Here is a 14,293-nt window from a genome sequence, read left to right on the forward strand (position 1 = left end):
GGTAGGCGCGCAAGGCCAGTTCAGATTGATCACACTTCCACATCCTGGGAAGGGTAGTCTCGCGCGGTGGATCACGTACGCGCTGAGACGACTGTGACGTTCGACCGGCTGGAGCGGTTCTACGACGCCGTGCCCCGCGACGCGGCCCGCGCCGAGGAGCACGGCCCCCTGGTCCTGTTCGTCCGGGAAGGGGCGGGATGGCCCTTCTATGCGCGTCCCCGCCTCGGCGCGGCCGGGCCGCCGTCCGTGGCCGACATCACCGCCGTGCGCCAGCGGCAGCGGGAACTCGGCCTGCCGGAGGCGTTCGAGTGGGTGCACGAGCGCACCCCGGACCTGCTCGCGGTGGCCCGCGCGGCGGGGCTGACCGTCCTGGAGGCCCCGCTGATGGTCCTCGACCCGGCCGCCCTGGCCGACCCGGGCGGCTTCAGCGACGTGCCGGTGCGCCTGCTGGACGCGGCCTCCCCCGGCCTCGCCGGCGACGTGGCCGCCCGCCGGGCGGTCGCCGCCGTGGGCTTCGCCGCCGCCGGCACCGCCCGGGGCGACGCCGGCCCGGCGCAGCGGGACGCGGCGATCACGGAGCTGGACGTGGCGGCGCTGGAGGAGGAGCGGTCACGCATCGCCGACGGCCGGCGGCTGTCCGCGCTCGCCGAGGACCCCGGCCAGGGCGCGCTGGCCAGCGGCATGGCGATGCGGGTCGGCGACACCGCCGAGATCGCCGGGGTGGCGACCCTGCCGGCCGCCCGCCGCCGGGGGCTCGGCGCGGCGGTCACCGCCGCCCTCGCCCACGCGCTGCGCGCCGCCGGCACCGACCTGGTCTTCCTCTCCGCCGGCAGCGAGGACATCGCCCGCGTCTACGTGCGGGTCGGCTTCCGCCGGATCGGCACCGCCTGCATCGCCGAGCCCGCCGCGATCATCTGACCCCGCCGCGACGCCCGGCGGGGGCGCGGCGGCGCGGGGGCGCGGCCCGGCGGGGGCGCCGCGATGTCGGCGACATAGCGGTTTCCCCGCGCCCTGATACCGCCATGTCGCCGACATGACGCCCCCGTCCTGACGGCCCGGCCCGGGGCCGGGCCGTCAGGACGGGGGACGCCACTGCGCGGCGGAGGCCGCCGCGCCGGAGAGCAGGCGGGGACTGATCGCGCCGAGGGCGGCGTCGCGCGCCCGCAGGGCGAGCCGGCCCCGGGCCTGGAGCACCGCCGACATCCGGCGGGTCTGCCGCACCACCGTCGCCGCGCGGGGCCGGCGCAGCCGGTCGTACGCGGCCACCGCGTCCGGCAGGCGCGACTCGCGCAGCAGCGAGGCGAGGGTGGCGGCGTCCTCGAAGGCGAGGCACGCGCCCTGGCCGAGGTGCGGGGGCATGGCGTGCGCGGCGTCGCCGAGCAGCACCACCCCGCCCGGCCCGGCCGGGAAGCCGTACGAGCGGGGCAGCGGGCGCAGCTCGCGGATCTCCTGCTGCACCAGGTCGGCCGGGTCGGTGGCGTCGAGCAGCTCGCCGACCGGCGCGGGCCAGCCGGCGTACCAGCGGCGCAGCAGGGTGAGCTGGGTCTGCGGCGGCTCCGGGCGGGGCGCGCCCGCGGCGGTGGCCACCCAGTAGATGCCGCCCCGGCTCGACGCGCCCGACGAGCCGCGCTCGCCCAGCGAGGCGGACACGAAGCGGTAGCCGGCTCCCAGCGTCTCCCCGCCGACGGGCGCCTCGGCCGGCAGCCGGGGCGCACGGTACCAGGGGATCACCGCCCGCCAGGCGGCGCAGCCGGAGCTGACCACCCGGGACTCGGGGGCCAACTGCCGGCGGATCTCGCTGTCGGTGCCGTCGGCCGCGACGATCAGGTCGGCCTCGAAGCGCTGCCGGCCGTCGCCGACCGAGGGGCGCTGGCCCGGCTCGGCCCGCACGGTGCGCACGCACACGCCGGTGCGCAGCTCCACCCGCTCCCCGAGGCCGGCGATCAGCGCGTCGTGCAGGTCCTCCCGGTGCACCACCACGGGCATCCGGTCGGCCGGGGTGGGGCGGGGCTGCACCAGCCACTGCCCGTCGGGGCGGCGCACGCCGCCGTCGGGCAGCGGCGTGGCGATCGCGTCGAGCCCCGCGCCGAGGTCGAGGGCGCGCAGCGCGCGTACCCCGTTGGGCCAGAGCACGACGGCCGTCGGGTCCGGGCGGACCCGGTCGGCGCGCTCCAGCAGGGTGACCTGCCAGCCGGACCGGGCCAGCGCGCCGGCGACCGCCAGGCCGCCGATCCCGGCGCCGACCACCACCGCGGTACGCATGCCGGCCCCTCCCGCTCAGCTCTCGCGGTCGGCGGCGCGGGTGCCGGTGGCCCCGGCTGCCTCGTCGCCCGCCTCGTCGGTTCCGTCGGCCCCGGCCTCCCCACGGTCGGCGTCGCCGGTCGCGTCGGGGACGGCCCCGGTCTCCCGGTACGCGCGGAACTGCTCCTCGCTGACCACCCGGTAGCCCTCCGGGGCGGCGGCACGCGCGCCGGCCTCCCGCTCGGACAGGTCGAGCTGCGACACGTCGCCCCCGGTCGGGGCCGGCTTCGGGGCGGGGCCGCCGACGGGGACGAGGTATTCGCGGGGCCCGCGCACGCGCAGGAAGTAGATCAGCGCGCCGGCGAAGACCAGCGCGGCCGTCCAGACGTTGAGCCGGACGCCGAGGATGTGGTTGGCCTCGTCGGTGCGCATCAACTCGATCCAGAACCGGCCGGCCGTGTAGCCCATCACGTAGAGCGCGAACGCCCGCCCCCGGCCCAGGCGCAGCCGCCGGTCGAGGACGAGGACCAGGGCGGCGACGCCGACGTTCCACAGCGCCTCGTAGAGGAACGTCGGGTGGTAGAGCCCCGGCAGCAGCACGGGCTCGCCGTCGACGACCTTGGCGTGGCCCGGGTTGCGCGGGTCCATGTCGTGCACCCGCAGCCCCCACGGCAGGGTCGTCAGGCCGCCGTAGAGCTCGTTGTTGAACCAGTTGCCGAGCCGGCCGACCGCCTGCGCCAGCGGGAGCCCCGGGGCGAGCGCGTCGGCCACCACCGCGAACGGGATGCCGAGCTGGCGGGCCGCGATCCACGCGCCGAGCGCCCCGCCGGCCACCGCGCCCCAGATGCCGAGGCCACCCTCCCAGATGGCGAACGCCTTGAGCGGCTCGCCGCCCGCGCCGAAGTATTTCTCCGGCGAGGTGATCACGTGGTAGATCCGGGCGCCGATGATGCCGGTCGGCACGGCCCAGACGGCGATGTCGAGCACCGCGCCGGGGGCGACGCCGCGCTGACGCAGCCGGCGCTCGGTGACCACGCAGGCCACCGCGATGCCGGCGATGATGCAGAGCGCGTACGCCCGCAGCGGCAGCGGGCCGAGCTGCCAGACTGCCGTGCTGGGGCTCGGCAGGGCCGCCTGGGGAATCGTGGAGGCGAGGGTCACGGGTGCACACGCTACCGCCGCCCGCCGCCCCGGCGGCACCCCGGGCGGGTAACCGGTCAGCGCTGCGGGTGGCGGACGCCCTCGGCCAGCTCGGCGCTCAGCGCCCGCAGGGCGGTCAGGCCGGCGGCCGGGTCGGGCGCGTCGAGCAGGCAGCGGATCAGCGCGCTGCCGACGATCACGCCGTCGGCGTACCCGGCGACGGTGCCGGCCTGCGCGCCCGTGCCGACGCCGAGCCCGACGCCGACCGGCAGGTCGGTGACCTCGCGCAGCCGGGAGACCAGGATCGGCGCGGCCTCCGAGGTCTGCGACCGGGCGCCGGTGACGCCCATGATGGCGGTGGCGTAGACGAAGCCGCGGCAGTGCTCCACGGTCATCCGCAGCCGCGCGTCGGTGGACGACGGGGAGACGAGGAAGGTGCGGTCCAGGCCGTGCGCGTCCGAGGCGGCCAGCCACTCGTCGGCCTCGTCGGGGATCAGGTCGGGCGTGATCAGGCCCGTGCCGCCGGCCGACGCGAGGTCCCGGGCGAACGCGGCGACGCCGTACTGCTCGATGGGGTTCCAGTAGGTCATGGTGACCACCGGCGCGCCGGTGGCCGCGACCGCCTCGACGATGCGCAGCGTGTCGGCGGTGCGTACGCCGCCGGCCAGGGCGATGTCGCTGGCCTTCTGGATGACCGGGCCGTCCATCACCGGGTCGGAGTAGGGGATCTCCACCTCGATGACGTCCACGCCGGCGGAGACCATGGCGGTCATCGCGGCGATGCTGCCCTCGACGGTCGGGAAGCCGGCCGGCATGCAGCCCACCAGCACGGCCCGCCCGTCGGCGCGGGCCTTGTCGAACGCGACCCCGATGCGGCTCACGAGTCACTGCTCCTTGTCGAGGATGCCGAAGTATTCGCCGGCGGTGTGCACGTCCTTGTCGCCGCGGCCGGAGAGGTTGACCAGGATGACCGGCTCCCGGCCCAGCTCGGCGGCGAGCCCCGGGGCGATCTTGCGTGCGCCGGCGAGGGCGTGCGCGCTCTCGATCGCCGGTATGATCCCCTCGGTGCGGCAGAGCAGCTCGAACGCGGCCATCGCCTCGGCGTCGGTCACCGGCAGGTAGCTCGCCCGGCCGCTGTCGTGCAGCCACGCGTGCTCCGGCCCGACGCCCGGGTAGTCCAGGCCGGCCGAGATGGAGTGCGACTCGATGGTCTGCCCGTCGGCGTTCTGGAGCACGTAGGTGCGGGCGCCGTGCAGCACGCCGGAGGTGCCGCCGGTGATGCTGGCCGCGTGCCGGTCGGTGTCCACGCCCTCCCCGCCGGCCTCGAAGCCGTAGAGTCGCACGCCCGCGTCGGGCACGAAGGCGTGGAAGATGCCCAGCGCGTTGGAGCCGCCGCCGACGCAGGCCGCGACGGCGTCGGGCAGCGCGCCGGTCGCCTCCAGGCACTGCGCGCGGGCCTCGACGCCGATGCCCCGCACGAAGTCCCGGACCAGCTCGGGGAACGGGTGCGGCCCGGCGGCCGTGCCGATGAGGTAGTGCGTCTCGTCGACGTTGGCGACCCAGTCCCGCATCGCCTCGTTCATCGCGTCCTTGAGGGTGCGCGAGCCGGTGGTGACCGGGACGACGGTGGCGCCGAGCATCCGCATCCGGGCCACGTTGAGCGCCTGCCGCTCGGTGTCGACCTCGCCCATGTAGACCACGCATTCGAGGTCGAACAGGGCGGCGGCGGTCGCGGTGGCCACGCCGTGCTGGCCCGCGCCGGTCTCGGCGATCACCCGCCGCTTGCCCATCCGCTTGGTCAGCAGCGCCTGGCCGAGCACGTTGCGCACCTTGTGGGCGCCGGTGTGGTTGAGGTCCTCCCGCTTGAGCAGCACCCGCGCGCCGATCTTCGCGGAGAACCGGTGCGCCGGGTAGAGCAGCGAGGGGGTGCCGGCGTAGTCGTGCAGCAGCGCGTCGAACTCGGCGCGGAACGCCTCGTCGGACATCGCCTTGCGGTACGCGGCGTCCAGCTCGTCGAGCGCCGCGACGAGCGCCTCCGGGACGAACCGGCCGCCGAACCGGCCGAAGTGACCGGCGGCGTCGGGGAGCTGACCGGCCGGGGCCGGTTCGGTGGCGCTCATGGCGGTGTCCTCTCGCTGCTGACTTCTCGCCCCGGATCGCTCGACGCGCCGGGCGGGACGCCCGGCGTGGCTCAGCGCGCCGGGCGGGGCGTCGCCGGGTGGTTGCCGGCGTTGACCAGGGCGGCCACCGCCTCGCGGGGGCTGGACTGGGTGACCAGGCCCTCGCCGACCAGGACGGCGTCGGCGCCGGCCGAGGCGTACCGGATCAGGTCGTGGGGGCCGCGCACACCGGACTCGGCGATCTTGACGACGTTGCTGGGCAGGCCGGGCGCGATCCGCTCGAACACCGACCGGTCGACCTCCAGGGTACGCAGGTCGCGGGCGTTGACCCCGATCACCTGCGCGCCGGCCTCCATGGCCCGGTCGGCCTCCTCCTCGGTGTGCACCTCGACCAGCGCGCACATGCCGAGGGACTCGATCCGCTCCAGCAGCCCGACCAGCGCGTTCTGCTCCAGCGCGGCCACGATCAGCAGGACCAGGTCGGCGCCGTGCGCGCGGGCCTCGTGCACCTGGTAGCTGGAGACGACGAAGTCCTTGCGCAGCACGGGCACCTTGACCGCGGCCCGGACGGCGGCCAGGTCGTCCAGCGAGCCGCCGAACCAGCGCCCCTCGGTGAGCACGCTGATGACCCGCGCGCCCCCGGCGGCGTAGTCGGCGGCGAGGACCGCCGGGTCGGCGATCTCGGCAAGCTGCCCCTTGGACGGCGACGAGCGCTTCACCTCGGCGATCACGGCCACACCGGGCCGGCGCAGGGCGGCGTACGCGTCCAGCGGCGGCGGCGCGGCGGCGGCGAGCTGGCGGATCCGCTCCAGCGGAACCTGCTCCTGCCGCCGGGCGACGTCCTCGCGGACGCCGGCCAGGATCTCGTCGAGGACGCTTCCGGACGCCGCCGGACCGGCCCCGTCCCCCTCCGCGTGCGCATGCTCAGCAGTCACCAACGGACTCCCCTCTCCGGGTGTCATGGGCCGATGCTAGGGGGCGCCACCTGGCAGCACGTGCCGGGGGTATGGCGCTCCTCACGAGATGGGCTGCGGCATAATGGCCGACTTCCGGTGAACGGTGGATCACCGAGCGCGATCTACCCCATCGATCGGGGTGACCCTCCCGCCGCCCATGCCATCGATGATCACCCATCTTCATCGGATCATTGTCCGCCGGAGCCGGTGCGCGCGCACGCCGGCCGATCACCCCGCGGGCGCGCCCGGCCGACGCCCCACGCGCACGCCGGCGACGCCGGTCGATGTTGTGACGAAGCTCAAGGCCGAACGGCCCTGCCCAGGTGGCCGGGCCAGGCGGACAGTTGACGTGGCGGTGACCACGGCGAAACGTGAGCCGGGCATCGTGGGACTCGGGCAGACTCGACGAGGGGCCTGCCCGCGGCCCGTCGGGCGGCCGCGGCGAGCAGCCGCCCGATCCGTCGGAACGATCTCGTGTGGGGTGACCAGATGAGCACTGCCGGGCCCAACCCGACCATCGGACTGACCACCATCTCCCGCACCGTGGCGTCGCTCGCCGTCGGCGTGGTGCACACCCTGGAGCGGGCCGTCGTGGGCGACGCCCGGGTGCGCACCGCGCGCGGCAACGCCTGGGAGGCCGTCTGCGCCGACCGGGCCCGCGCCGACCAGCGCGCCGAGCTGGACCGCCTGGTGGCCGAGCTGGCCGCCGCCCGCGCCGCGACGCGGGACCGCCAGCCGGTCGGCTGACCCCGGCCGCCCGCTCCGCCCCGCTGCCCGCCAGTTCGCCGGCCCGCCGGCCCGCCCGCCGGTGGGCCGGTTCGCCGGTCAGTCGGCCGTCGGGTCCTCGCCCCGGTCCAGCGCGTCCCACGCCTCGGTGGCGCGCCGCCCGGTCACCGGGCCCGCTGCGGCCTCCGCCGGGGCGGGGCCCGTGCCGCGCCGGGCCGGGCGCTCGTAGCGCGCCCCCATCGCCGGCCAGCCCGCGCCGCGCGACGCGACAAGGCCGCCACCGAGGGCGGCGATCAGGCCGCCGACCAGGCAGAACGCCGGCCACTGCCGGCTCACCGTGCCGGCGAACGCGGCCACCAGGCCGTAGCCGCCGCCGACCGCCACGGCCGCGCCGAGCGCCAGCAGCAGGACGCCGACCAGCCGACGTGCCACCCCCCGGGTGGCCAGCACCGCCCCGCCCCCGGCCAGCCCGACCACCGCGAGCGCGGGCAGCCAGGGCAGCAGGCCCGCTCCGGTGCGGGCCGCGCGCACCGGGGGCAGCGGCGCCGGCCGGGCAGCCAGCTCCACCGCCCAGGTCCGGGTCGAGGCCCACAGCGCCAGGCCCGCGCCGGCCAGGCAGAGCAGCACCGCGTACGTCAGCTCGCGCCGCCCCCGCGCGGCCGGCGAGCCGGCCCCGAAGGTCTCCCCGTCGGTCGCCGGCCCGGTCACCGCGGCCACCCGCCGCCCGGGGTCGCGACGCGCCGCCCCACCGGGCTCACCGGGCCGGCCGCAGCGTCTCGGCGGCGGCGATGGCGGCGAGCACGGCGGCGGCCTTGTCGCGGGTCTCCTGGTCCTCGGCGGCCGGGTCGGAGTCGGCCACCACCCCCGCGCCGGCCTGCACGTACGCGCGACCGTCGCGGATCAGCGCGGTGCGGATGGCGATCGCCATGTCCAGGTCCCCGCCGAAGCCGAAGTAGCCGACCGTGCCGCCGTAGAGGCCGCGCCGGACCGGCTCCAGCTCCTCGATGATCTCCATGGCCCGGACCTTCGGCGCGCCGGACAGGGTGCCGGCCGGGAAGGTCGCGGCCAGCGCGTCGAACGCCGTCCGCTCCGGGCGCAGCTCACCGACCACGGTCGAGACGATGTGCATGACGTGGCTGTACCGCTCGATGGTGGCGAACTCCGGCACCTGGACGGTGCCCGGGCGGCAGACCCGGCCCAGGTCGTTGCGGCCCAGGTCGACCAGCATGACGTGCTCGGAGCGCTCCTTCGGGTCGGCGAGCAGCTCGGCGGCGAGCCGGGCGTCGGCGTCCGGCGTGCCGCCGCGCGGACGGGTGCCGGCGATCGGGTGCAGCAGCGCCCGGCGTCGGCCGTCGGGGCCGGCGTTGACCTTCAGGTGCGCCTCGGGCGACGAGCCGACGACGTCGAAGCCGTCGAAGCGCAGCAGGTACATGTAAGGGCTCGGGTTGGTGGTGCGCAGCACCCGGTAGACGTCCAGCGGGTCGGCGTCGGTAAGCCGCTCGAAGCGCTGGGCCAGCACGATCTGGAAGCACTCCCCGGCCCGGATCGCCTCCTTGGCCGCCTCGACGGCCTTCGGGTAGCCGCCGGGCTCGGTGCGGCTGACCACGTCGCCGACGGCCGGCCGGTCGACCGTGGAGATCATCGGCGGGATGGGGCGGGACAGCGCCGTGGTCATCGCGTCCAGCCGGCCCACGGCGTGGTGGTAGGCGGCGGCGACCAGGGCGTCGCGGCCCGGCTCGTCGGCCGGCGGGAGCACCGCGTTGGCGATCAGGATCGCCGAGCCGTCGTAGTGGTCGAGGACCACCAGGTCGGTGGCGAGCATCATGCCCAGCTCGGGCAGGCCGAGGTCGTCCTCGGTCAGCTCGGGCAGCCGCTCGAAGCGGCGGACCAGGTCGTAGCCCAGGTAGCCGACCATGCCGCCGGTCAGCGGCGGCATGCCGCTGGCCGGGTCCCACGCCGGGCCGGCGAGGGCCTCGACGGTCTCGCGCAGCGCCCGGACCGGGTCGCCGCCGGCGGGCAGCCCGGCCGGCGGCGCGCCGGTCCAGCACGCCGCGCCGTCGCGCTCGGTGAGGGTGGCGCTGCTGCGCACGCCGATGAACGAGTATCGCGACCAGGCCATCCCCGCCGAGCCGGCCCCCTGCTCGGCGGACTCCAGCAGGAACGTGCCCGGGCCGCCGGCCAGCTTGCGGTAGACGCCCACCGGGGTCTCCGCGTCGGCGAGCAGCCGCCGGGTGACCGGGACGACCCGCCAGCGGGCCGCCAGGTCGGCGAAGGTGGACTGGTCGGGGCTGACGACGCCGTCGGTCATGCGGGCCCCCCGGCGGCGGCGACCGGCAGCTCGGTGAAGAAGCAGGTGCGCTCGCCGGTGTGGCAGGCCGCGCCGACCTGGTCGACGCTGACCAGCAGCGCGTCGCCGTCGCAGTCCAGCGCGACCGAGCGGACGTGCTGGAGGTGGCCGGAGGTGGCCCCCTTGACCCAGTACTCCTGGCGGCTGCGCGACCAGTAGGTGGCCAGGCCGGTGGTGAGGGTGCGGTGCAGCGCCTCGTCGTCCATCCAGGCGACCATCAGCACCTCGCCCGTGTCGTGCTGGCGCACCACGGCGGCCACCAGTCCGTCGGGGGTGCGGCGCAGCCGCGCGGCGACGGCCGGGTCGAGCCGGGACGGGCGGGCCGGGCCGGGCGTCGCCGCCGGGGTCTTGCGGGCGTTGGCGCCGGTCACCGGCGCGTCAGGTACGGGCACAGTCACCCATTCTCCCGCACGCGGCGAGGGCACCGGCGACGGCTCCCGCCGGGCGGCCGGCGACGGCCCGGGCACGCCGGCCCGCGCCGGCACGGGCCCGCCGGTGAGCTGCGCGAGGTAGCGGTCCAGCCGCCCGTCGGACAGGGCCTCGGCGAGGTCCGCGCCGGCGACGGCGGCGATCTCCTCGGCGTACGGGCGGATCAGCGGCACGGTGCCGGTGACCAGCCGCCCGGCGGCGGCCCAGAGCTGCCCGACGGAGCCGGGGCGCACGCCGAGGCAGAGCAGCATGTCGTCGCGGTATCCGGGCGGGGAGACCGGCAGGTCGAGAGCGGCGGCGAACGCCGCCCGGCGGGACACCACCCGCACCGACGGGTTGGCCAGCCGCAGCACGGACGGGCAGAGCCGGGCCAGGTCGGCGGCGGCCAGCCGGACGCCGGGGTGGTCGCCCCGGGCCCGGGCCCCGGCGACCTTACCGAGCGTGGCGATCAGCTCCTCCAGCCGCGGCTCGTCGGCGGGCTGGCAGAGCATCGGCAGGTCGATGCGGGTACGCCACCGCTCGTCGGCCCAGAGCAGCCGGATCGGCGCGGTGACCGGCAGCCCGAACGCCCACTCGGCCGGCTGGGCGAGCCGGTCCAGCCAGGAGCGGACGTCGCGGACGGCCACCGAGACGTGGGTGAGCCGGCCGCCGCTCTCGGCCAGGTATGCGCGGCGGGCGGCGTACGGGGCGTTGATCGGCGGCCCGGCCGGGCGGGCCGGCGTGGCGTCGGTGACCAGCACGTCGAGGTCGACGTCGCTGTGCGCCGTGGCGGCCCGGCGGGCGTGGCTGCCCCGCAGCAGGATGCCGACGACGGGGCGCTCGGCCCCCTGCCGCAGCCGGGCGGCCCAGTCGTCGAGGAATCCACTTTCCGGTGACGCAGCGTGACCCACCGCGCCATCGTGCCGTACGCCCGATCGGGGCGCAATGCCCGATGCCGGACGCGCTGTCCGGTCGGAGGGTTGACGCCCGGTCCGAAGGCTAGTGCCCGACGGTTCTCTTTCCTGCCCCGGGGCACCTTTCGCCGCCGCCCAGCACGGCCGACCCGCCGGCCAGCACGGCCGGCCCGCCGCCCAGCACGGCCGACCCGACCCGCCGGCAGCCCCGCCCGAACCGGGGACGGTCCCGCCCGAACCTCCGCCCGAACCGGGGACGGTCCCGCCCGAACCGGGGACGGTCCCGCCCGAACCGGCGGCAGCCCGTTGCGGGCGGCCCTCCCCCTCACCTACCGTGGAGTTCATCGGGTGATGAATTCTTTCCGAGGGGGTGGCGATGGACCACGCGATCGCGGTCCGCGACCTGGTCGTGGACCGGGGCCGACGCCGGGTGCTGCACGGCGTGACCTGCGCGGTGCCGCGCGGCGCCGTCACCGGCCTGCTCGGGCCCAGCGGCAGCGGCAAGACCACCCTCATGCGGGCCGTCGTCGGGGTGCAGAGGGTCCGCTCGGGCTCGGTGACCGTCCTCGGCCGGCCGGCGGGCTCCCCGGCGCTGCGCAGCCGGGTGGGCTACCTGACCCAGGCGCCCAGCGTCTACGCCGACCTCACCGTCGCCGAGAACGCCCGCTACTTCGCCGCCCTGCACGGCCGGGGCCGGGCCGAGGCGGAGCGGGCCGTGGCCGACGTCGGGCTGGCCGACGCCGCCGGCCAGCTCGTCGGCGCCCTCTCCGGCGGGCAGCGCAGCCGGGCGTCGCTGGCCTGCGCCCTGGTCGGCGAGCCGGAGCTGGTCGTCCTCGACGAGCCGACGGTCGGGCAGGACCCGGTGCTGCGGGCCGACCTGTGGGCCCGCTTCCACGCCCTCGCCGCCGCCGGCACGACCCTGCTGGTGTCCAGCCACGTGATGGACGAGGCGGCCCGCTGCGACCGCCTGCTGCTGATCCGCGAGGGCCGGCTCGTCGCCGACGACACCCCCGACGCGGTCCGCGCCGCCGCCGGGGTCGACGACCTCGACGAGGCGTTCCTGCGCCTGATCCATGCCAGCGAGGCGGCTACCGGGCAGGACGGCGGGGGGCGGGGCGGCGGCGGGCGGGCTGACGGCGTCGGGCGGGCGGCCGGCGAGGGGGCGGCGTCGTGAACGCGCGCATCCTGGCCGCCACCACCGGCCGCGTCCTGCGCCAGCTCCGGCACGACCGGCGCACCGTCGCCCTGCTCGTGCTGGTGCCGGCCCTGCTGCTCACGCTCGTCTACTACATGTACGCCGACCAGCCCACCCCGCCCGGCCAGCCGAGCATGTTCGACCGGGTGGCCCTGGTGCTGCTCGGCGTCTTCCCCTTCGTGATCATGTTCCTGGTGACCAGCATCGCGATGCTGCGCGAGCGCACCTCCGGCACCCTGGAACGGCTGCTCACCACCCCGCTGGGCCGGCTCGACCTGCTCTTCGGCTACGGCATCGCGTTCGGCCTCGCCGCCGCCGGCCAGGCCGCGGTCGCCGCCGCGGTCGCGTACTGGGTGTTCGGGCTGACCACCGCCGGCAGCAGCGCCCTGGTGATCGTGATCGCCGTGGTCAACGCGGTGCTCGGCGTCGCCCTCGGCCTGTTCTGCAGCGCCTTCGCCCGCACCGAGTTCCAGGCCGTGCAGTTCATGCCCGTCGTGGTGATCCCCCAGCTGCTGCTGTGCGGGCTGTTCGTGGCCCGCGACGGGATGGCCGGCTGGTTGCAGGCGGTCAGCGACGCGCTCCCCCTGTCGTACGCCGTCGAGGCCCTGCAGGAGGTCGGCGCGCACGCCGAGCCGACGGCCACCATGTGGCGCGACCTCGGGGTGGTGGCCGGGGCGGCGGTGCTGGCGCTGGCGCTGGCCGCGGCCACCCTGCGCCGCCGCAGCGGCTGACGCGCGGGCGGGGCGCGGATGGCGACGCCGCGACGCACCGGGCGGCGGCCCGGCAACCCGGGCACCCGCGAGGCGATCCTCGACGCGGCCCGCGCCGCGTTCGCCCAGCGGGGCTTCGACGCGGCCTCGATCCGGTCGATCGCCGCGGCGGCCGGGGTCGACCCGGCGCTGGTGCACCACTACTTCGGCGGCAAGGACCAGCTCTTCCTGGCCGCGATGGGCGCGCCGCTCGACCCGGGCGAGCTGCTGCCCCGGGTGCTGGCCGGCGACGCCGACGGCGTCGGCGAGCGGCTGGTGCGCGCCTTCCTCGGCGTCTGGGACTCCCCCGCCGGCACCGCCGCGGTGGCGCTGCTGCGCTCGGCCGTGAGCAACGAGTGGACGGCCCGGCTGCTGCGCGAGTTCCTGGTCACCCAGGTGCTGCGCCGGGTCCTGCACCACCTCGACGTCGACCCGGCCGAGCTGCCGCTGCGCGGGTCGCTGGTGGCCAGCCAACTCGTCGGGCTGGCCCTCATGCGGCACGTCGTGCGGCTGGAGCCGGTCGCCTCCGCCCCGGCGGAGACCCTGGTCGCGGCGGTGGGCCCCACCGTCCAGCGCTACCTGCGCGGGGGGCTGGGGTAAGGAGGGGCCCCTTGTTAACGCATTCGGTAGAGAGGGGTGCCCCGCTCACCCACGGGGCACGGCGCGCGGGGCAGCGCGCGCAGCGCGGGGCAGCGCGCGCAGCGCGGGGTGTGCGGGGCGCGGGGCGCTCAGGGGCGGGGCGCGGCGGAGCGCGGGTGCTGGCAGAGCATCGGGTGCAGCAGCCGGGCCAGCTCCCGGTGGTCGGCCACCGGGCGCGGGAAGGCCAGCCGGGCCCGCCGCCGGGCGCCGGGCCGGCCGAGGGAGACCAACAGCCCGTACCGGTCGACGCGGACCACGCGGGGCGGGCCGTCGGAGCCGGCCTCGACCAGGCCGAGCTGACGACGCACGTACGCGGCCATCTCCGGGCCGTGGTGCACGGCCAGCTCGGTGAGCAGCTCCGGCTCCACCGGGTGCAGCGGGTCCGGCTCTGCCTCGGCGTACGCGACGGGGTCGATCCGCAGCAGCCCGTCGGGGCGCTCCAGGCGCGCCTCGGCCACCTCGAAGCGGTACAGCCGGAAGCGGGTGCCCACGTCGAGCAGGTCGCCGGTCGGGTCCACCTCGGCGAAGTCCAGGGCGGCGCGGCGGGCCGCGTCGCCGTGCAGCGCGGCGGCCCATCCGGAGACCCAGGCGCGGCCGAGCGACGGGGCGCCGGCGGCCGGCGGCAGGTCGAGCACGTCGAGGGCCACGGCGACGTCGGCGCCCGCGCCCCGGGGCAGCGCCGCCGCCAGGTCGCTGTGCACGCCGACGAGGAGCAGCACCCGCCCGTCGGCGTCGGTGGCGTGCCGGACGTGGAACGGGCCGGGCCGCTTGGCCAGGTGGACCAGGGCCGGGAGCCGGCCGGCGACCAGCGTCCGGACGATCTCGGCGGGCGTGGGCCGCAGGGCGGGGCTGGGGCGC

General features: G+C 77.1%; 13 protein-coding genes and 2 pseudogenes. 5 read left to right on the top strand and 10 right to left on the bottom strand.

The features are described from left to right. Positions 1–66: 66 nt before the first annotated feature. Complete coding sequence (locus ACFYWL_RS17355) at positions 67–918, top strand: GNAT family N-acetyltransferase (protein WP_386973553.1); 852 nt, start codon at positions 67–69, stop codon at positions 916–918. Between the two features lie 156 nt (positions 919–1,074). Here the strand turns inward: ACFYWL_RS17355 and ACFYWL_RS17360 are convergent, their stop codons facing one another. The 5 genes from ACFYWL_RS17360 to trpC all read right to left on the bottom strand — a co-directional run bounded on the left by ACFYWL_RS17360 (position 1,075) and on the right by trpC (position 6,436). Next, a complete protein-coding gene (locus ACFYWL_RS17360; RefSeq protein ID WP_386973556.1) occupies positions 1,075–2,262 on the bottom strand; it encodes an FAD-dependent oxidoreductase in 1,188 nt (395 codons plus the stop codon). Between the two features lie 15 nt (positions 2,263–2,277). Beyond that, positions 2,278–3,402 (bottom strand): prolipoprotein diacylglyceryl transferase, encoded by a 1,125-nt coding sequence (lgt, locus tag ACFYWL_RS17365; RefSeq protein ID WP_386973559.1) that lies wholly within the window; start codon positions 3,400–3,402, stop codon positions 2,278–2,280. Positions 3,403–3,458: 56 nt separating this feature from the next. Beyond that, the gene (gene trpA / locus ACFYWL_RS17370; RefSeq protein WP_386973562.1) at positions 3,459–4,262 is read right to left on the bottom strand and encodes a tryptophan synthase subunit alpha; all 804 of its coding nucleotides are present in this window, start codon (positions 4,260–4,262) and stop codon (positions 3,459–3,461) included. A 3-nt stretch (positions 4,263–4,265) separates the two neighbouring features. Further along, positions 4,266–5,501: a tryptophan synthase subunit beta gene (gene trpB, locus ACFYWL_RS17375; RefSeq protein WP_386973565.1), complete on the bottom strand. Its 1,236-nt coding sequence runs from the start codon at positions 5,499–5,501 to the stop codon at positions 4,266–4,268. 71 nt (positions 5,502–5,572) lie between these two features. Then, positions 5,573–6,436, bottom strand: coding sequence for an indole-3-glycerol phosphate synthase TrpC (trpC, locus tag ACFYWL_RS17380; protein ID WP_386973567.1), 864 nt, complete (start codon positions 6,434–6,436; stop codon positions 5,573–5,575). A gap of 510 nt (positions 6,437–6,946) precedes the next feature. On the opposite strand from trpC, the gene ACFYWL_RS17385 reads away from it, so the two are divergent. Continuing rightward, complete coding sequence (locus ACFYWL_RS17385) at positions 6,947–7,204, top strand: hypothetical protein (RefSeq protein WP_036372560.1); 258 nt, start codon at positions 6,947–6,949, stop codon at positions 7,202–7,204. Positions 7,205–7,282: 78 nt separating this feature from the next. On the opposite strand, the gene ACFYWL_RS17390 is transcribed toward ACFYWL_RS17385, so the two are convergent. From ACFYWL_RS17390 to ACFYWL_RS17405, 4 genes and pseudogenes are all read right to left on the bottom strand, one after another. After that, positions 7,283–7,891, bottom strand: a complete 609-nt coding sequence (locus ACFYWL_RS17390) for a Trp biosynthesis-associated membrane protein (RefSeq protein WP_386973570.1) — start codon at positions 7,889–7,891, stop codon at positions 7,283–7,285. Positions 7,892–7,937: 46 nt separating this feature from the next. Then, positions 7,938–9,491: an anthranilate synthase component I gene (locus ACFYWL_RS17395; protein ID WP_386973573.1), complete on the bottom strand. Its 1,554-nt coding sequence runs from the start codon at positions 9,489–9,491 to the stop codon at positions 7,938–7,940. Beyond that, the gene (gene hisI, locus ACFYWL_RS17400; RefSeq protein WP_386973784.1) at positions 9,488–9,922 is read right to left on the bottom strand and encodes a phosphoribosyl-AMP cyclohydrolase; all 435 of its coding nucleotides are present in this window, start codon (positions 9,920–9,922) and stop codon (positions 9,488–9,490) included. Before hisI ends, ACFYWL_RS17395 begins: the two co-directional genes overlap by 4 nt. Before the next feature lie 204 nt (positions 9,923–10,126). Then, positions 10,127–11,197 (bottom strand): annotated as a pseudogene (locus ACFYWL_RS17405) (hypothetical protein); the annotation flags it as partial. Between the two features lie 31 nt (positions 11,198–11,228). Between ACFYWL_RS17405 and ACFYWL_RS17410 the strand changes: the two are divergent. The 3 genes and pseudogenes from ACFYWL_RS17410 to ACFYWL_RS17420 form a co-directional block, all read left to right on the top strand. Continuing rightward, positions 11,229–11,936: pseudogene (locus ACFYWL_RS17410) on the top strand (ABC transporter ATP-binding protein); the annotation flags it as partial. Between the two features lie 86 nt (positions 11,937–12,022). Continuing rightward, positions 12,023–12,778 carry an ABC transporter permease gene (locus tag ACFYWL_RS17415; protein ID WP_386973576.1) on the top strand — a complete coding sequence of 252 codons (756 nt, stop codon included), beginning with the start codon at positions 12,023–12,025 and terminating at the stop codon, positions 12,776–12,778. A gap of 18 nt (positions 12,779–12,796) precedes the next feature. Beyond that, positions 12,797–13,396 carry a TetR family transcriptional regulator gene (locus tag ACFYWL_RS17420; RefSeq protein ID WP_386973579.1) on the top strand — a complete coding sequence of 200 codons (600 nt, stop codon included), beginning with the start codon at positions 12,797–12,799 and terminating at the stop codon, positions 13,394–13,396. Positions 13,397–13,524: 128 nt separating this feature from the next. Here ACFYWL_RS17420 and ACFYWL_RS17425 read toward each other — a convergent pair whose 3' ends face one another. Further along, complete coding sequence (locus ACFYWL_RS17425; RefSeq protein ID WP_386973787.1) at positions 13,525–14,277, bottom strand: DUF2470 domain-containing protein; 753 nt, start codon at positions 14,275–14,277, stop codon at positions 13,525–13,527. Positions 14,278–14,293: the final 16 nt, after the last annotated feature.

It is taken from the genome of Micromonospora sp. NPDC002575, assembly GCF_042889525.1.
GTDB classification, from domain to species: Bacteria; Actinomycetota; Actinomycetes; order Mycobacteriales; family Micromonosporaceae; genus Micromonospora; species Micromonospora carbonacea.